We start from the raw sequence: 17,885 nt of genomic DNA, 5'->3' as shown, positions 1-17,885 counted from the left end.
TGGATCACGCCTGGCGAGTGGCCGACCGCGAGGTGAAAACGGTTGCCGCAGTGCATGACTCGCGCGGCACGGCTTTTCCGGCCCGCTATCGGACGCTCGGCTCGTTCGAGTCCGGGATGCACGGCGGGCACATATCCACAGCCGCCCCATTCACACACCATCATAGTTGCCAGCGAGTTGCTTGACGCGTATGGGAGGGCGCGATGTGATGACTGCATGGTGCAGCGGTGGTGGCGGGGTCTCTCGCCTGCGGTGGGCGCATATGTCATGGCGACCGGGATTATCTCCGTCGGCCTGCATCTCACCGGCAACGAAGGGCTGTCGCGGATTGCGCTGGTGTTGGCGGTCGTCATCTGGATCGTGCTCGCGGCGGACTTCGCCTACGGGCTGCTGTGGGATCGCTCGCGGTGGGAGTCGGAAGCCGATACTCCGCCGGCGCTCACCGCTGTCGCCGCGACCACGGTGCTCGGTACACGGTTCGCGCTGCTCGGATGGCATGCCGTGGCGGTGGGGCTGCTGGTGGTGGCGGTGCTCGTCTGGCCAGTGCTGCTCACGCTGGTGATCCGGCACTGGCATCGGCACATGCCCGGGGCGGCCTTTCTGGTTTGTGTTGCCACGCAGGGCATCTCGGTGTTGACGGCCACGCTGGCTCTCGAAGCCGAGGCCGACTGGCCGGCAGTGGTGGCGCTGCTGTTCTTCGTGCTCGGGCTCGCGCTGTATCTGGCGGCGCTTGTCCGGTTCGATCCTGCGCAGATCTGGCGGGGTGAAGGAGATCAGTGGGTTTTCACCGGCGCCCTGGCGATTTCGGCGCTCGCCGGGTCGAAACTCGTTGCGTCGCAGGAGTGGACGGGTGTCCCGCACACCGTGCTGCGGGTGGTCACCCTGGCGCTCGTCGCCGTCAATCTGCTCTGCTACGCGGTGCTGGTGATCGCGGAGATCGTGCGCTTCCGGCCCGGGTACAACGTGCGCCGCTGGGCCACCGTATTCCCGCTGGGGATGACGGCCGTGGCCGCCATGTCCACCGGCGCCGTGACCGATATTCCGGCGCTGCACACCGCCGGGAAGTATCTACTGATCGTCGCGATCGCGGTGTGGGCGCTGGTGGCCGCCGAGCTCGTGGCCACCCGCTTCCCGATCGAGAACCGGTGAACCGCCCAGCGCCCGGCCGAAGGCGCACGGCCGCCGGTGGCAAGATCAGGTAACTGTGTCGGAGCGAATCGAGAGTTCATCGGGTGGTGAGCACCGCGAAGAGGTTCCACAGATCGCGCGGGTGCGGACCCTGCTGTTCGGAATGGGACCGATCGGCGCGCGGTGGGACGCCGGGGTGCGGTCGGTCGCCGCATTCCTGATTCCCGCGGTGGCACTGCTGGTCACGGGCCATTCCGGGACCGCGCTGTTCGCATCGTTCGGGGCGTTCGCGGTGCTCTACGGGGAGGGGCGGCCGTACCGGGTGCGCTGGGCGGTGGTGCTCACCGCAGGTGCCGCACTGCTGGCTTCGGCAGCCATCGGAGTGTTGCTGGGCGACATGCTGGGGTCCGGATTCTTCGCCCGTGGCATCGAGTTCGCAGTGCTGATCCTCCTGGCGATGGCCGCCGTATACGTGATCGACGCGACGCGGCTGGGGCCGCCGGGGGCGCTGTTCTTCGTGCTGGTGTGCGCGGGCGCGGCCGGCGCGGTAGCGGGCGGAGTATCGGGCGCGGCGATTCTGGTGGCCACACTGCTCGGAGTAGGTGGCTCGCTGCTGGCATCGATGGCGGGCGTGCTTTCCGATCCCGGCCGACCGGAACGGATAGCAGTCGAGACGGCGGTGCGAGCGGTGGACGCCTACGCGCAAGCTCAACAGCAAGGCCGAGCCGACACCATGGCCCGGCACACCGCAGGTGAGGCTATCGCGAATGCCTGGGCGGCCGTTTACGATTCGGGTCCGATCGCCCCGGCAGCGCCACGCACCCGATCAGGTGGCGATCCCGGGCACACGCCGCGTATGCGGCTGGTGGACGAATTGCTGGCGGCGCATCACACCCTGTCGGTGGCGGCGCAGCGGGATCCGGCGGAACTGGCTGCGGGGGAACGGATTCCGTTGGCTCGGCCGACTGTCTGGTATCGATTGCGGCGGCCGTTGTCGCTGGATTCGCATGCGGTGATCACTGCGGTGCGGGTTGGGATCGCCTGTGCGGCGGCGGCACTCGTCGGCGGAGTGCTCGGGTCGACGCGGCCGCACTGGGCGTTGCTTGCCGCGCTCATCGTGCTGCAGGCCGGGCCGGACCGGATTCGCGGGCAGGTGCGCGCGATCCAGCGGTTGGCGGGAACCGCTGTGGGACTGGGGGTCTTCGCGATCCTCATGCAGTTGTCGCTGACCGGCTACGCACTCGTCGCGGTATTCGCCGTGCTGCTCTTCGGGATCGAGCTCTTCGTCGCCGGAAACTACGCCGTCGCAGCCGTTTTCATCACGCCCATCGCATTGCTGGCAGGTGGCGCGAGCACGTCCGGCGAGCTCCTGGCCACCGTCATGAGCGACCGCCTGATCGAGACCGCGGTGGGCGTCATCGTCGCGGTGCTCGCGCTGCACTTCGTCCTCACCCACGCCCACCGCCGCACCTTCTCCTGGTCGGAGCACCGAATCCGTTCCGCCGCACACACTCTCATCGACATCCTGCGCACCCGCCCGATAGACGCGAGCACCACCGAACTACGCCGCGACCTCCAGTACGAACTCACCGGCGGCATGCGCGCGGGCCTGGACTCCCTGCACAACGACCCACGGTGGACACAACCACGCTGGCCACCACATGCCGCCCTGATCCGCGACGGCTACGACTTCCTCGGCGCCTGCTGGACCGTGCCCAACGGCGCCCGCCTCCCCGATATCGGCAAGTGGGACAGGCTATTCCGGGCACCGGAATAGCCTGTCCCGGACGTGTCCGGTCAGTCGGCGGGGAGTTCGCCGCCGTCGGTGGCGAGCTTGGCGGCCACCTCGGCGGGGAAGACATTGCGGAACAGGAACAGGTCGCGGCCGAGTTTCCAGCCGGGGGCCAGGGCCACGGCGTAGCGCTCGAAGTAGCCGAGTTGCTTGCCCATGAGGATGAGCTGCTGCGGACCGGAAGCGCCGCGGCGCTTGCCGAATTCGAGCAGGCGGGCCGAGACGACGCCCAGGTCGAGTTTGTCGAGGCTGCCGGACAGGACCGGGCCCAGGGCCACGGCGAGCTGGCGGCCGATGGTGGCGTCGTCGCCGCTGTCGTCGGCGACCAGGTCGAGTTTGCGCAGGGCACGGGCCACGGGGCGGAAATCGTTGTCGATGGCCGAGGCGTAGAACAGGGCGCGGACGAATTCGCGCCACTCGGTTTCCATGCGGCCGACGATGCCGAAGTCGAGCATGGCCACACGGCCGTCATCGAGCAGCCACAGGTTGCCGGCGTGCACGTCGCCGTGGAAGAGGCCGTGTACCGCAACGCTTTCCATCCACGCCTTCACCAGGCGGCGGATGAGCAGTTCGGGTTCGGGGTGGGCGGCGCGAATGTCGTCGAAGCGGTCCAGGGGCATGCCGCGCATCCGTTCCATGCACAGCACGCGGGGCGCGCAGTAGTCCCAATACACCTCGGGGACAGCGACATTGGTGTTGTCGCCGAAGGCGGTGAGGTTCTCGCGGGCGCGCGACTGGTTGTCGGCCTCGATGAGGAAGTTCAATTCGGCGACCGTCGCCTCGTAGAGGTCGCGCACCACGGCCTGGGCATTGGCGACCCGGGCGTTCTCGGAACGCTTTTCGAGGGACTGCGCCAGACGCAGGGCCGCCCGCAGATCCACGATCATGCGGCGGGCGATATCGGGCCGCTGCACCTTCACCACGGCGGGACGGCCGTCGGCCAGCACGCAGCCGTGCACCTGCGCCATCGACGCCGCCGACAGCGGCTCGTCATCGAAGGACAGGAACAGCTCCGAGATCGGCTTGCCGAGATCGGCCTCGATGATGGCCTTGGCCGCGGCGGCCGGGAACGGCTTCACATCGTCGAGGCAGCGCAGGCAGGCGTCGGCGAACTCGCGCGGGAAGGCCCCCGGTGAGGAGGCGATGAGCTGACCCAGCTTCACGAACAGCGGGCCCAGATGCTCGAAGCCGTCGACCATGCCGTCGGCCATGGCACGCCGGCGCTTGGACGGGCGCAGGCCCTGGCTCACCACGCGTTTGGCGATGGAGCCGCTCAGGACGGTGCCGATGATGGCGGTACGCTTGATCTCGGCGAAGCCGAAGGTATCGAGGTTGGGCCGGATCACCTCGCGGGCCGCGTCCCGCATCACAATTCCCCTGCCGACCTCTTGATCACCAGCCATTACCGCACTCACCGTCGTAGCCGCCCCTGTCTGCTCGTCGGACCAGGTCCGCCGCGCGCACCTGGAGGTTCGAAGCGAAGTGTACGACCGGGCGGGTGCTTCCGACCGGTTGGTGGGCCGTTCGCGCGCGATCTCTCCGGACGTTAGGTGGTTCGGTGAGGGTTCTGCCCTGTAGCGTGGCGGGTCGGTGCTGCGATCCAGTTACCGACGCGTGACCGGCACCGGTCACAACCCCTGATGGTGGAAAGGCAAGACCGAGGTATGACGGGCACACAGGAGAAGCTCGCCGAACTGCGCAAGCTCCTGGAGATCGCCGAAGAACCGGCCGGTGAGGCCGCGATCGAGAAGCGTCGCAAGAAGGGCATTCCCAGCGCACGAGAACGGGCGCGCATGCTCCTGGACCCGGGCACCTTCGTCGAACTAGGCGCGCTCATGCGTCAGTCCGGCAACACGAATGCCATCTACGGCGACGGTGTGGTCACCGGCCGCGGCTATATCGACGGCCGTCCGGTGGTGGTGATCTCGCACGATCAGACCGTCTACGGCGGCTCGGTCTCCGAGGTGTTCGCCCGCAAGGCCCGCGCGGCCATGGAATTCGCCTACACCAATGCCTGCCCGGTAGTGGTCATCAACGACTCCGGCGGCGCGCGCATTCAGGATGGTGTGACCTCCCTGGCCTGGTACGCCAATATGGTGACCCTGCAGGAGGACCTTTCGGGGTATGTGCCGATGGTGGCCGTCATGCTCGGCAAGTGCGCGGCCGGTTCCGTGTACGGGCCCATCAATATGGACATTCTGGTCGCGACCGATGATTCGTACATGTTCGTCACCGGTCCCGAGGTCATCAAGGCCGTCACCGGCGAGTCGATCTCCGCGGAAGAACTCGGCGGCGCGAAGACCCTCGAGCGCCTCGGCACCGTCCACCATGTGGCCCGCACCGAGCAGGACGCCTACACCTGGGTCCGCGAATACCTGTCGTATCTGCCGTCGAGCTGCCTCGAGCAGCCGCCGATCGTGAACCCGGGCCTGGAACCGGAGATCACCGACTCCGACCGCGAGCTGGACAAGATCATTCCGGACTCCGACAAGGTCGGCTACGACATGCACGAGGTGCTGCTGCGCATCTTCGACGACGGCGCCTTCCACGAGATCAGCCCGAACACCTCACCGAACCTGATCACCGGCTTCGCGCGGGTGGACGGCCGGCCGGTCGGCGTGGTCGCCAATCAGCCGATGGCCCTCGGCGGCGCGCTGGACGCGGCCTGCTCGGACAAGGGCGCGTACTTCATCCGGCTGTGCAACGCCTACAACATCCCGATCATCTACGTCGTCGACACCCCGGGCGTGCTGCCCGGCGTCGAGGAGGAGAACAACCACGTCATCAAGCGTGGCGGGCGCATGTTCCGGGCGCTGCTGGAGGCGACCGTCCCGATCGTCACCATCGTGACCCGCAAGGCGTACGGCGGCGGCTACGCGGTGATGGGCTGCAAGCAGCTGGGCGCGGATATCGCCCTGGCCTGGCCGACCGCGCGGCTCGCGGTCATGGGCGCGGAGTCCATGGTCAGCATCGTGGGTCGCAAGCAGCTGGCCGCCGCACCGGAGGAACAGCGGCCCGCGCTGCGGCAGAACATGATCGACTTCTACAACGCGACCGTCGCCACCCCGTGGACGGCCGCCGAGCGCGGGTACATCGACGCGGTCATCGAACCATCGGCCACCCGCCTGGAAATCCGCAAGGCGCTGCAGCTGCTGCGCGACAAGGGCGCGGTGCGCAAGCACAACCCGCGCAAGCACAGCCTGTTCCCGATGTGACGCTGCACCCCGTTACGCAAAGCCCCTGTGCCACAGGATGAATCGTGCCCCCGGTCCGGCGGACCGGGGGCACGGTCGTTCGGTCAGAGCTGTGCCGTCCGGAATGACCGTGCCGCTCCGGAGCACTGTGCGCCTTCGGCTTTCACCGGGCGTCAGCACTCGCTGATCGCCGCCTCCCCACGCAGCCGCGCGTCCAGCCAGATGAGAGCCTCCGGGTAGCCGGTGAACGCGGCGATGATGTGTTCACCCAGGACGCTGCGGTAGACGGCGTTCGCGCCGAGGGCGCACTGTTCGGCGTAGAGGTTCTTCGCACCTTCGGGAGGCACCCAGAATTCCTGCTCGCCGTGGTAGATGTACAGCGGCACAGGCGATTTCCGCCCTTCCATGCGGGTGGCCGAGTAGATGTCGCGGGCCAGTTCGCTCTGAAGCGGATCGAGAATATTGGCGGCGATGTCGATGGGCAGGAGCAGCAGGCCGAACAGCGCGAAGGTATCCATGCAGGTGTCCTTCATGACCGAGACCGCCGCCCACTGGGCCAGGGAGTTCATCCGTTCCAGGATCTCCGGGCGTTCGCGGCCGATGGCGAAGGTGGCGGCCATGAACACCCCTGACGCCAGATTCGCGTTCATGCTGCGCGCGAGGATCTCGTAATCGGCGGGCACCCCGCCCATGGCCGCACCCGCCACCACATCGATGAGCTCGGGCGCGTAGTCGGACATCAGACGCACCGCGCCATTGGTGGCGATGGCTCCGCCGGAATAGCCGATGAGCCCGAACCTGCTGGCGCCGAACTCGTCCGGCACCGACTCGCGCACCGAACGGATGCCGTCGAGCACCGCGTGCCCGGCCACGAACGGTTCGGCATAGGCCATGCGCGGGCCTTCGTGATCGGGGATGAGCACCGCATAGCCGCGCAGCAGCGCCAGCTGGGTGGTGGGCGGAATGTAGTCGGCGAGGTTGGTCTTGCGGGAAAACCCGTGCGCCAGTGTATGACCCGGATTGCAGTCGCGGCCCAGCGAGTTGATGGGCAGGTTGTTGACCACCACCGGCCGCTGCCCCTCGCCCGCCCAGACGCCGGTCGGCACCACCAGGGTCGAGACGGCGTAGGAGGGCAGGCCGTGCGAATCGGTGGTCCGGTATTTGAGCTGCACCACCTGCCGCACCGGCACGAACAGCACACCGGATGCCGTCTGGGTGATATCGCGCCAGGTGATGAGTTGTCCCGGTGCGAAATCGGCCAGATCCTCGGGCCAGTCGTCGACGAAACCGTCACCGATGGCCGAGGGCATGACGGCCGCGCGCAGCGATGCCAGTTCCGGCGGCAGGTCCGCGCCGTCGACCAGCGGCGTGTCGGGGGCGGGCGGGAGGTTCGGCGGTGGCACGAGTTCCTCGATCCAGCGCTGCAGGCCGGGCAGATCGAGGCCGGGCAGGTTGGCGGGGATCGTGCCCGAGACGTCCCCCGGCTGAGCGGGATCGTCCGAGTGAGCAGCGTCGTCCGGCTGGGCGTGCGCGATCCCGGCGGCCCCGTTCAGCGCGGCCGTGCAACCGATCAGCAAGGCGGCGAGCAGGATTCGCGAGCACAGCAGCAGCACGCGGGTGATTCTCGAGCAGTTGGTTCCGACAGCACAGAGCACAAAACCCCCACGGAATCAGTGGCACGGGTGGTGACGCGAGCTCCCCTCATCTCGGGCGCACCCGATGCTAACGCCGACCTACCGTCCAGCCCGGTATCTCGGGTCGCCGAAGTCGGTTCGACGCCACATCGAGACCACGCCGCAGCCTGCGCACACGGCCCGCGCCGAGGTCCCGGTGATTGCGGCCGGGATGCACGGGTACCCCTGATACGTGGTCAGAACGAGTCTCCGAGAATTGATCGACCGTACCGGGCCGTTCGCATCGGTGTACTTCGACAGCTCCCACGACACCGAGGACGCCGACCGGCAATTCGAGCTCAACCAGCGCACCATCCGGGAAAAGCTCTCCGCCGCAGGCGCTTCCGCGGACGTGATCGGGGCGATCGGCATCGCGGTGGCGGCGGGTCCACCTGCCGCGGGCCGTTCGGGCCGGGCGCTCATCGCCGACTGTCGCACCGTGCTGGTTGACGAACAGCTACCGGCCCCGCCGCCGCGCGAACTGGTGCGGGTGTCCCCGCTGCCGTGCATCCTGCCGCTGCTCGAGCAACGCGCGCCACGGGTCCCGCACGTCGTGGCCCTGCTGCATCCGGCCGGGGCCAGGCTCTACGCCATGGACCGGCACGGCGATCCGATGACCTGGTCGGTGGATCCGGTGAATCCGCTGCGTGGCAGCCGAGGTCAGCGCCAGACCCGCCGCCATGCCCGGGACCGCATGCACCGCCGCATCGACGAGGTGGCGGACCAGATGTGCCGGCTGGCCGATCGGGTCGCCGCGGTCCTGCTCATTCTCATCGGCGATGCGCCCGCCCGCGCGGCCCTGCACAATGCGCTCGACGCCCGCTACACCGGCGACGGCACCGCCGACTCCCCCGAAAACGTCCGGCGCATAGTCGAAATCGACGGCGCCGACCGCGAAGCCCTGCGCGACCTGGTCCGCAAGACCGTCGCCGAGGCCGCCGAAGCCCACTGCCGGCTCATCCTCAACCGCTATCGCGCCGAGCGCGAGCGCCCCTGGGGCGCCACCGCCAGCGGACTGGCCGAAACCACGGCCGCCCTGCGCGACAGATTCGTCGCGCAACTTCTCATAGACGGCTCCGCGCTGGACGAACACCAGGTTCTCGTGGGCGACCGGCACACCGAAATAGCCACCACCGCAAAGGAACTGACGGGCCACCCCGAAATCCGCCGCGCCGACGAAGCCCTCCCCGCCGCCGCCCTCGCGGGCAACTCCGAAATCGTGCCCATCGGCGGCCGAATGCTGCTCCCCGACGGCGTGGGCGCACTGCTCCGCCGGGTGTGACGGTATGGCCGCGCCCAGGAGCAGTCCGAGTCACCAGGAGCAGTCCGAGTTAGGAGAAGCCATGTTGCAGAAGGCAATACCGCAACCGACGCTCCCGTCGTCGCCACCCGCGGCAACCCAGCCGCCGCTGCCCGACCCGGCACGACCGCCGGCGCCGGATCCCACACGTCCGCCGGAACCCGTACCGCCGCAACCCGTTCCGGAGCCGATCCCGCCGTATCCGCAACCCGAGCCGTACCCGCAACCAGAACCCGGGCCGCCGGTCCCCCAGCCGCCACCGCCACCGCCCAATCCCATCTGAGGGCCTGCGGGCAGGCTGCTCCGATTGCGCGGCTGCCCGGCGCGTCAGTCGCGCAGGGCCTGTTCGCGGAGGTAGGCGAGGGTTTTCGACAGGATGCGGGAGACGTGCATCTGGGAGATGCCGAGCTGTTCGGCGATCTGGGTCTGGGTGCGGGCCTCGAAGAAGCGCATGACCAGGACCCGTTGTTCGCGGTCGGGCAGCTCGGCGATGAGGGGTTTGACGGCCAGGAATTCGTCGACTCGGTCGTAGCGGGGTTCCACATCGCCGAGGACTTCCATGAGCGACAAGGGGGTGTTCTCGCTGTCGTCGCCGGTGACCGCGTCGAGGGAGGCCAGCTGGTAGGCGTTGCCCGCTATCAGGGCCTGAGTCACCTCGACCAGGTCCACGTCGAGTTCGGCGGCGATCTCACGGGCCTTGGGCATCCGGCCCAGGCGCTGGGCGAGCTTGTCGATAGCACCGCCGATATTGAGCTGAATCTCCTTGGTGCGGCGGGGAACTCGCACCGCCCAGGTGTTATCGCGGAAGTGGCGGCGCACCTCACCCATGATGGTGGGCACCGCGAAGGACAGGAACGAGGAGCCGCGGGTCACGTCGAAGCGGTCGACGGCCTGCACCAGGCCGACCCGGGCTACCTGTAGGAGATCGTCGAAGGATTCCCCGCGTCCGGCGAAGCGCCGGGCAATGTGGTCGGCCAGGGGCATGCACCGCCCGATCAGCCGCTCCCGCACCCCTTCCCATTGCGGATCGGCGGGATCGAGCGCGGCCAGTTCCTTGAACATCGGCTCGATATTGTCGTAGCTGTCACCGCGGCTACGAGAACGCCCGGGCGGGCGCTGTTTCGAATCATCCGTCATCGACTTCACCTCGCAAGCGACTGAATTCGATGACCGTGGGGTACCCGCCGGCGAGCTCATCGAACGGCCTTCGCCGCGCGGTGATGGTTTCGGTAATGGTTTGCAGCACATGCCATCCGAAGCCGTCTTGATCCAAGGCGTCTTCTTCGGCGGTGAACGCCGACACGCGCACGCTCATCTGTTCGTCGTCGAAGTCGAATTCGCATTCGATATCCGAGCCCGGCGCCGCCGCGACGATGAGCGAGGTCGCCACCTCGTCCAGGGCGACCCGGATATCGGTCACCTCGTCGAGGGCGAAATCGGCAATGAGCGCTACGGTTTCGGCGAGCGCGCGCAGCATGGTCAGCTGCGCGAGATCGGCCGGTACCCGGATCCCTACCGTGCTGGTGTCCGTCATCGGTTTGGAAAGCCACTCACTCATGCGTATCTCCGCCCATCTGTCGCCGAGCCACAGAGACGGAATGCGCCGCGCCCGGCCGTTGTCCGATCCATTCGTCCGTTGCATCATTCTCCGGCATCCAGTTCCTCCGCGGATACCCATCGCGGGAGCGTCGTGCCAGATGGCGGCACCCGGCTGTGTACTGGACGCGTACCCGGGCCGATACCGTCGAAACAGACTGGACGAATATTTATGCTGCGCTGGCTAATCCGACCGCAAGCGCTCGTGCACGGTCAGCAGCAAATGATCGAATCTGGTCCGCAGTTCGACCGCGGCGCCACCCATGATGGCGATCTCGGCGACCAACTGCTGGGCCAGCGTGCGTAGTTTGATGTTGGTCTCCTGCGAGCGCCAGGTCAGCACCCGGAAAGCCTGTTCGGAGTTGATGCCGTAGACGAGCATGAGTGCGCCCTTGGCCTGTTCGATCGTCGCCCGCGCCCGGTACAGCTCGGGCAGGGTGTCGTCGAGCGTCTCCTGCCGATGCTCGGCGAGGGTGTCGGTTACGTCGATGTAGTAGCCGGAGGTTCCGACCACCGAATCCTTGTCGTCGACCATGAGGTCACCCACCACGATCACGTGGCGCACCACACCGTCGGTATCGATGATGCGGTGCCGGCTGCTGAACGGTTCCCCGTTCTCCACCGTCCGGGCAAGAGAGGTGGCGACCTGTGCGCGATCGTCGGGATGCTTGTGCGCCAGCAGTAGTTCGGTGGTCGGTTCCACGGTCCCGGGGGCGTAGCCGTGCATGACTGCCACCTCGTCCGACCACTCCCAGCGTTGGTCGGCTAGCCAGAATCGGAAGCTGCCGACGGTTTGGGAGCGTCCCGGGCCGATCACCTGATCCAGCGCGTCGCTCGAGGAAACTTCTCCTCCGGTTGTCACCTCACGAGTATCCGCTGTGAACCGTTGTCTCGGAAGCGGATCGGTGGGGCCGAACTGATCTCGGCCCCACCCAGTGGCGGCGGAGATCAGGCTTCCAGCGCGGCCTGAATGGACCGGTAGTGGCGGAACAGCGGTCGCACCCCGGTCACGTCGAGGACGCGCTCGACCTCACGGCGGGTGGCGACCACCCGCAGATCCACTCCGACAGCCGCGGCGGCTTCCCTGGCAGCGGGCAGCGCGAGCGCGGTGCCGATACTGAGGAACCTGGTCTGGCGGAAATCGATGACCACGGCACGCGAACTGGAAGTCACCGCCTCGTCCAGCGCCCTGGTGAACTCGGGGTAGACGGCGGCATCCAGCTCCCCTTCGACACGCACAATGGTGCAACCCATCGCTGGATCACGTGTCGCGGGGGGATGGTGACTTCGGTCCCCGGGGCCGGAACCCGCCGAGTGGGTGTCGGCATCGACACCACGCTGGAGAACAGCAATTGCGGACATGACTAACCTCCCAAAGGGAAATTTCCAGTTCCCACAGGGGGGCCGACGCTTTTGATCGAGCGGGACGAGCAGGCAATCTGTTGCGAGCTGTGCACCATTGCGAACGGCGCTCTGTGATATCGAAGCTGCGATATCGAGCTGCGATATCACAGCTGCTTGCTCACAACGCCTGATCCAGGATGGCTGAAACGAAAAGGCGATACTACGTACTCGTCGCCGTCTCTGCGAACGGCCCCGGGCGCGAACCGGGTCGGCTGTAGTCTCAACCTGGTCACATTGTGTCACGATTCCGGGGATCTGTCACAGACGTTCCCGATGCTGTCCGAAATGCGCAGTGGCCCTTGGCTTTCGGCCGGCGCGCCGGTATCCGGCATGCGGCCGGTCAGGTCCGCCTGCGCATCACCATGTCCAGCTGGGCATTGCTGATCTGCCGCCCGGCATTGGACACCGAGGTCACCATGCAGCTGCCGAAGGATCCGCGCCGGTCGAACAGGGTGGCCACCCCGACGGCCAGGCCGCGATCGCTGAAGTGGCTGTCGGCCTCGACGCCGATCTCGAGCCCCTCGGGCAGGCGCGCCAGGGCCAGGGTCATATCGGTATTGATGAAGCCGATGCCCTTGTCGCCCCAGTTGGTCATCATGCTGGTGGCCTCGCCCACCAGGGCCGCGCGCACGAACGGCGAGGGCTCCTCGCCGGTCACCACGTGGATCGGATGCTGCCAGGTGCGTTTGCGCGCGCCGTTCTCGTGATCGGTGGGCAGCTGCGACCAGGACTGCGAGGCGTCGCTCTCGAAGTAGGGTACGCGCGGCAACTGCGACGGCGGCGCGATGTCGACGGGCGGCGGCGAGGGTTCCCGCTCACGCTGCCACAGCTCGCCCGGCGGTTGCTCGGAGGGTTGCAGCAGGACTGCCGAGGCGCGCGCGGCCACGGCCCCGCCCTGCACGACCGTCACGTCGGCGACGCGAATCCGCTTGCCGTCGCGCACCCGCACGGTCGGCGTAGCCGTGTGTTCGAACCGTGCGGCGCTGAACATGTCCACGGTGAGCCGCACCGGCACGAATCCGTCGGCGGCGTGTTCGCGTTCCAGTTCCCGTGCCATGAGCCCGCACAGCGCCGGGCCCACCACCTGCGCGGCGGACCATTGGCTGGCCGCGAAACCGGTCGGGTAGTACCCGCCGTCCACCACATCGAAATACGCCGGAATCTCGTCCACCACGGCCCACGGCTCCTGTCCAGTCCAGCTGATCAATGCACTGTTCCCAGACGTAACACACCTGTAGAACCCGTTTCAATACAGGGCTCGATGGGCGGGCGGTGGCATATCCCACAGCCCGGTCACAGGTGAGCTGATCGATTGAGCCAGGGGCAGCCGTGGCAGGCGAAGACCACCGGCGCCGGTGCGGCCGTCGGTGCCGGCCCGGCTCCACACGCCGGGCGTCGCCCGGCGAAGATCTCGCCGGGCGACGCCCTGTTCTTTTCTCAGCGGTGCATGTCGCCGCTGTGCATGTCACCGCTGTTCATGTCACAGCGTCAGCGGTCACCGCGCTGGTATGCGCGCTGACTCTGCTCTTCGGTTTCGGCCTTGGCGCGTTCCTTCTCGGCCTCCGCCTCGTGCTTGGCAGCCTGGCGCTGGTCTTCGGCCCGGCTCTGCTGCGCCCGGCCCTCCCCGCGCAAGTCATCGCTGCCGAAGACGGTGCCGGCGGCTTCCTTGGCCTTGCCCTTGACGCCTTCCACGGTGCCTTCTACACCTTCACGGAATCCGCCCTTATCGTGTTCGGACAAGAGATTCACCTCCACGGTGTCGGTACATTCAACTGACATCACGGCGGTACCCAGGGTCCGCGAACCGAAACACGGGGCACTCGAATCTCATTGCGGCTCTTCGGCATCGGCTCGCCCTCTGTCCGCATCCGCGGCACCGGTACGCTGCCGCCACGGATACACCACCCACACCAGCGCGAACAGCACCGCGAAGCACGCCCCGGCGACCGCGGCGGCAAGCCCCCCGGCGACCACATCGAATATGAGCACCGCCACACCGACCAGCGCGACGCCCAGCAGCACCAGACCCACGCTCGCGAAGCGGTGCGCGGTCTGCACGACGTCGTCGAGACGATGCCGGCGGAACAGGATTCGATGCGCGGACACCGGCCCGACCAGGAAGACCGTGGCGCTGATGGAGGCGCCCACGGTCGCGAGGTACAGCACGCGCATGGAATCGGCGAGCTGCTCGAATCTCGGTTGGAACGGCAGGATCAGCAGGAATCCGGTGAGCAGTTGCACACCGGTCTGCACCACCCGCGTCTCCTGGATGAGGCTCGCCCAATTGCGGTCCAGCCGTTCGGCTTCGGTCTCGTGCCGGGTATGGTCCTCCATCATGGGCGCACCTCCTCGCGTGTAACTCGCCATACCCCCGATCACACCGTCCAATCGGCGGGTTTGCCGCTGGGCACTGCGGCAATTCGAACCTATGACGTCACTCTGGTTACGCGAATCCCAGCCCACCGCCCGGCCGCCGCTGCCGCCGGGCCTGCGTTTCGACATCGTCGTGGTCGGCGGCGGACTCACCGGACTGGTGACGGCGCTGCTGCTGGCCGAGCAGGGGGCCGGGGTGGCGGTGGTCGAGGCCGCGCGGCTCGGCGGCGGCACCACCGGCAACACCACCGGCAAGGTGAGCCTGCTGCAAGGCACGCGCGCTTCCCGAATTCTTAAGCGGCACAACGAGAATGTGCTGCGCGAGTATGTGGAGGCCAATCGGGACGGGCAGCAGTGGCTGCTGCGCTACTGCGCCGAACACGACATCCCGGTGCAGCGGGAGGCCGCCTACACCTACGCGCAGACCGAACAGGCGGTCGCCACACTGCACGAGGAGCTCGAGGCGACGCACGCGGCGGGACTGCCCACCGAACTCATCGCCGAATTGGAGGTCCCGTTCCCGAATTTCGGTGCGGTGCGGCTGGCGGATCAGGCGCAGCTGAACTCCATGGACGTGATCGCCGCGCTGGCCCGGGATCTGGATGCGCGCGGCGTGCCGATCTTCGAGAACACCCGTGTGCGCCGCACGCATCAGGGCGGCGCGGACCGCGTTCTCGAGACCGAGCACGGCGAGGTCGCGGCGGGCACGGTGATCCTCGCGACCGGAACCCCCATCTTCGACCGCGGCGGCTTCTTCGCCCGGCTCACCGCAGAACGCTCGTACGCCGCGGCTTTCACTGTGCCCGAACCGTTTCCGCGCGGCATGTACATCAGCGCCGACCCGCCGACCCGCTCGCTGCGCTACGCGCCCAGCGCCGCCGGCGATCTCCTGCTGGTCGGGGGCAACGGGCACGAGGTGGGCCGCACCAGCCACCCCGGACAGTGCGCCGACGAGTTGATCGAGTGGACCCGGCAGATGTTCCCGGGCGCTCGACCGGTCCTGCGCTGGTCCGCCCAGGACTACCACCCCATAGGCGAAATGCCTTACGCCGGACCGCTACTGCCCCGCCGGCGCCAGGTCCTGGTCGCCACCGGCTACGCCAAGTGGGGGCTGGCGACAGCGGTTGCGGCCGCACACACCCTGGTGGGCCAGATCACCGGCAAGCCAACGGAATACGCGGAAGCCTTCGACCCGTGGAACCCCCGCGAACTGTCCGCCGCCTTCTCCGCCCTCCGCACCAATGCCCCCGTGGCACTGCACCTTTCGACCGGCTGGCTGGGCCTGAGCCTGAGCAACGCGCTGCGCCGCTCCGGGCCGCCCGCCGAGGGCCGCGGCCGCGTGGAACTGCATCGCCTGGAGCCGACCGCCGTCTGCACCGTCGACGGCGAAACCTGCGCGGTCTCCGCGGTCTGCCCCCATCTCGGCGGCATCCTGCGCTGGAACGACGCCGAAAAGTCCTGGGACTGTCCGCTACACGGGTCTCGCTTCACCCACGACGGACGCCTCCTCGAGGGCCCGGCGACCCGTTCGCTGGCCACTCGCTCGCCGGACTCCCCCGCCCGCGATTCCACGAATTCGCCCGGCAATCACACCCCGGTGGCGGGTGGCGGCGAAGGTGCGGCGCGCCGTGATTAGCGCGTCCGGCGGCGGGTACGCCCCAGCTATGGTCCGCACCATCGACCGGCTGCTCGACACCCTGACGCGGGTGGTCAACACCCTGCTGGACAACAGGATTCCGTTCGCGGTCGGTGGCGGGTGCGCGGTGTACGCGCGGGGCGGGCCGGCGTCGGATCATGACGTGGATATTTTCGTCAAGCCTGCTGACGCGGCGCAGGCGCGGGCGGTGCTCGCGAACTCCGGGCTGCGTCCGGTGGACCCGGCGGAGGACTGGCTGACGAAGGTGTACGACGGTGAGACGCTGGTGGATCTGATCTTCCGGCCGAACTATCGCACCGTCACCGACGAACTGCTCGGGCGGGCCAGCTGGATGCGGATCGGGCCCACCGCGGCGCCGGTGGTCAGCGGCACCGACCTCATGGTGGACAAGCTCATGGTGCTGGATCCGCATCGGCTGGACTTCACCAAACTGCTGCACATCGCACGGGATCTGCGTGAGCAGGTGGACTGGGTGCGGGTGCGCGAGGAGACGGAGATGTCCCCGTACGCGCGGGCCTTCCTGGGCCTGCTCGACGATCTCGGAATCAGTGACGACAGGAGGCCGGATTCCATGAACGGCAATCCCGGCGACCGCAGCGCGGAGATCCTCCCCCAGTATCTGGTCGCCAACCTGCGCCGCGCCTTCGCCGAGGACCCGCGCACCGCCGAACTCGGCGTGCAGGTCACGCTGCGCGGCGATGTGGTGGTGCTCAGCGGCGAGGTCGCCAGCAGCGCACGGCGCGAACAGCTGGAGACCGTGGTGCGCGAACAGGTCCCGAAACTGCGGGTGCACAACGATATTCGGGTCACGCCACCCGATCCGCCCGCCGCGCCCGAGGAGCTGCGCTGAATACCCGGGAGCCCCGCGGCCCCCGCGCCGCGGGCGTGTGGACGCCTGAGACGCCGACCGCGCCCACCGCGGCCGAGGCAGACGCGCATGTGCGCATCGCGGCCGTGGGAGACGTGCACCTGGGCGCCGATTCGGCCGGGGTGCTGCGGCCCGCGCTCACCGGCCTCGCCGATCGCGCGGACGTGCTGCTGCTGGCGGGGGACCTCACCCGGCACGGCACCCTCGACGAAGCTGCCGTCGTGGCAAGGGAATTCGGCGATCTGGAAGTGCCGGTGCTGGCCGTCCTCGGCAATCACGACCACCACGGTGATGCCGCCGAGGGCATCACGGACCTGCTCACCGACCACGGCATCACCGTGCTGGAAGGCACCGCCCGCACGCTCAGCGTCGGCGATCTCACGCTCGGGGTGGCCGGCACCAAGGGTTTCGGCGGCGGGTTCGCCGGTAAGTGCGCCAGCGTGTTCGGCGAGCGGCAGATGCGCGAATTCGCCTCGCACACCGTCGATCTCGCCGCCGCGCTGCGTACCGCGCTGGAGGGCCTGGATACCGATGTGACGGTCGCGATGACGCACTACTCCCCCGTCAGCGACACTCTGCACGGGGAGCCGCGCGAGATCTACCCGTTCCTCGGCTCGTATCTGCTGGGCGAGGCCATCGACTCCTCCCCGGCGCAGCTGGCGGTGCACGGGCACGCGCATCACGGCACCGAATGCGGGACCACCCCGGGCGGTATCCGGGTGCGCAATGTGGCCCAGCCGGTCATTCACGCGGCCTACGCGGTCTACGACATTCACCCGGTGCGCACGGACCGGGAGCCCGTCCCCTCGTGATTCACCAGCGCTCGTGATTCACCAGCGCTCGTGATTCACCTGTGAACCGCCGGGTATCCGCTTGTTATCAGCTGCCCGACCACGGAGA

General features: G+C 68.1%; 16 protein-coding genes. 7 read left to right on the top strand and 9 right to left on the bottom strand.

Translation table 11 applies throughout. The features are described from left to right. Positions 1–54 precede the first annotated feature (54 nt). Together H0264_RS19600 and H0264_RS19595 are read left to right on the top strand one after the other, a co-directional pair. Complete coding sequence (locus H0264_RS19600) at positions 55–1,149, top strand: tellurite resistance/C4-dicarboxylate transporter family protein (protein ID WP_338040083.1); 1,095 nt, start codon at positions 55–57, stop codon at positions 1,147–1,149. Between the two features lie 55 nt (positions 1,150–1,204). Continuing rightward, positions 1,205–2,905 carry an FUSC family protein gene (locus tag H0264_RS19595; protein ID WP_181578881.1) on the top strand — a complete coding sequence of 567 codons (1,701 nt, stop codon included), beginning with the start codon at positions 1,205–1,207 and terminating at the stop codon, positions 2,903–2,905. 20 nt (positions 2,906–2,925) lie between these two features. On the opposite strand, the gene H0264_RS19590 is transcribed toward H0264_RS19595, so the two are convergent. After that, positions 2,926–4,287 carry an ABC1 kinase family protein gene (locus tag H0264_RS19590; RefSeq protein WP_181578880.1) on the bottom strand — a complete coding sequence of 454 codons (1,362 nt, stop codon included), beginning with the start codon at positions 4,285–4,287 and terminating at the stop codon, positions 2,926–2,928. Positions 4,288–4,584: 297 nt separating this feature from the next. Between H0264_RS19590 and H0264_RS19585 the strand changes: the two genes are divergently transcribed. Next, entirely contained in the window at positions 4,585–6,135 is a 1,551-nt protein-coding gene (locus H0264_RS19585; RefSeq protein ID WP_181578879.1) for an acyl-CoA carboxylase subunit beta, read from the top strand. A gap of 152 nt (positions 6,136–6,287) precedes the next feature. Here H0264_RS19585 and H0264_RS19580 read toward each other — a convergent pair whose 3' ends face one another. Then, positions 6,288–7,727, bottom strand: coding sequence for a lipase family protein (locus H0264_RS19580; protein ID WP_244975879.1), 1,440 nt, complete (start codon positions 7,725–7,727; stop codon positions 6,288–6,290). 277 nt (positions 7,728–8,004) lie between these two features. Here H0264_RS19580 and H0264_RS19575 point away from each other — a divergent pair, with 277 nt between their 5' ends. Then, positions 8,005–9,069 (top strand): baeRF2 domain-containing protein, encoded by a 1,065-nt coding sequence (locus H0264_RS19575; protein ID WP_181578878.1) that lies wholly within the window; start codon positions 8,005–8,007, stop codon positions 9,067–9,069. 345 nt (positions 9,070–9,414) lie between these two features. On the opposite strand, the gene H0264_RS19570 is transcribed toward H0264_RS19575, so the two are convergent. The 7 genes from H0264_RS19570 to H0264_RS19540 all read right to left on the bottom strand — a co-directional run bounded on the left by H0264_RS19570 (position 9,415) and on the right by H0264_RS19540 (position 14,424). Beyond that, positions 9,415–10,224, bottom strand: a complete 810-nt coding sequence (locus H0264_RS19570; protein ID WP_181578877.1) for a SigB/SigF/SigG family RNA polymerase sigma factor — start codon at positions 10,222–10,224, stop codon at positions 9,415–9,417. Then, the gene (locus H0264_RS19565; protein ID WP_181578876.1) at positions 10,214–10,645 is read right to left on the bottom strand and encodes an ATP-binding protein; all 432 of its coding nucleotides are present in this window, start codon (positions 10,643–10,645) and stop codon (positions 10,214–10,216) included. Before H0264_RS19565 ends, H0264_RS19570 begins: the two co-directional genes overlap by 11 nt. 222 nt (positions 10,646–10,867) lie before the next feature. Then, positions 10,868–11,545: a PAS and ANTAR domain-containing protein gene (locus H0264_RS19560; RefSeq protein ID WP_181578875.1), complete on the bottom strand. Its 678-nt coding sequence runs from the start codon at positions 11,543–11,545 to the stop codon at positions 10,868–10,870. Between the two features lie 86 nt (positions 11,546–11,631). Further along, positions 11,632–11,937 (bottom strand): STAS domain-containing protein, encoded by a 306-nt coding sequence (locus tag H0264_RS19555; RefSeq protein ID WP_181578874.1) that lies wholly within the window; start codon positions 11,935–11,937, stop codon positions 11,632–11,634. A gap of 490 nt (positions 11,938–12,427) precedes the next feature. Further along, positions 12,428–13,294: an acyl-CoA thioesterase domain-containing protein gene (locus H0264_RS19550; RefSeq protein ID WP_231086183.1), complete on the bottom strand. Its 867-nt coding sequence runs from the start codon at positions 13,292–13,294 to the stop codon at positions 12,428–12,430. A 281-nt stretch (positions 13,295–13,575) separates the two neighbouring features. Beyond that, a complete protein-coding gene (gene mbp1 / locus H0264_RS19545; protein WP_181578873.1) occupies positions 13,576–13,827 on the bottom strand; it encodes a microaggregate-binding protein 1 in 252 nt (83 codons plus the stop codon). A gap of 87 nt (positions 13,828–13,914) precedes the next feature. Further along, complete coding sequence (locus tag H0264_RS19540) at positions 13,915–14,424, bottom strand: DUF6328 family protein (RefSeq protein ID WP_231086185.1); 510 nt, start codon at positions 14,422–14,424, stop codon at positions 13,915–13,917. Positions 14,425–14,515: 91 nt separating this feature from the next. On the opposite strand from H0264_RS19540, the gene H0264_RS19535 reads away from it, so the two are divergent. The 3 genes from H0264_RS19535 to H0264_RS19525 all read left to right on the top strand — a co-directional run bounded on the left by H0264_RS19535 (position 14,516) and on the right by H0264_RS19525 (position 17,797). Beyond that, complete coding sequence (locus H0264_RS19535; RefSeq protein ID WP_181578871.1) at positions 14,516–16,096, top strand: FAD-dependent oxidoreductase; 1,581 nt, start codon at positions 14,516–14,518, stop codon at positions 16,094–16,096. A 28-nt stretch (positions 16,097–16,124) separates the two neighbouring features. After that, the gene (locus H0264_RS19530; protein ID WP_181585674.1) at positions 16,125–16,967 is read left to right on the top strand and encodes a BON domain-containing protein; all 843 of its coding nucleotides are present in this window, start codon (positions 16,125–16,127) and stop codon (positions 16,965–16,967) included. A gap of 89 nt (positions 16,968–17,056) precedes the next feature. Further along, entirely contained in the window at positions 17,057–17,797 is a 741-nt protein-coding gene (locus tag H0264_RS19525) for a metallophosphoesterase family protein (protein ID WP_181585673.1), read from the top strand. Positions 17,798–17,885: the final 88 nt, after the last annotated feature.

The organism is Nocardia huaxiensis, assembly GCF_013744875.1.
Classification (GTDB): domain Bacteria; phylum Actinomycetota; class Actinomycetes; order Mycobacteriales; family Mycobacteriaceae; genus Nocardia; species Nocardia huaxiensis.
The sequence above is the reverse complement of the archived record's forward strand: the minus strand, read 5'-3'. Positions and strand labels throughout refer to the sequence as shown.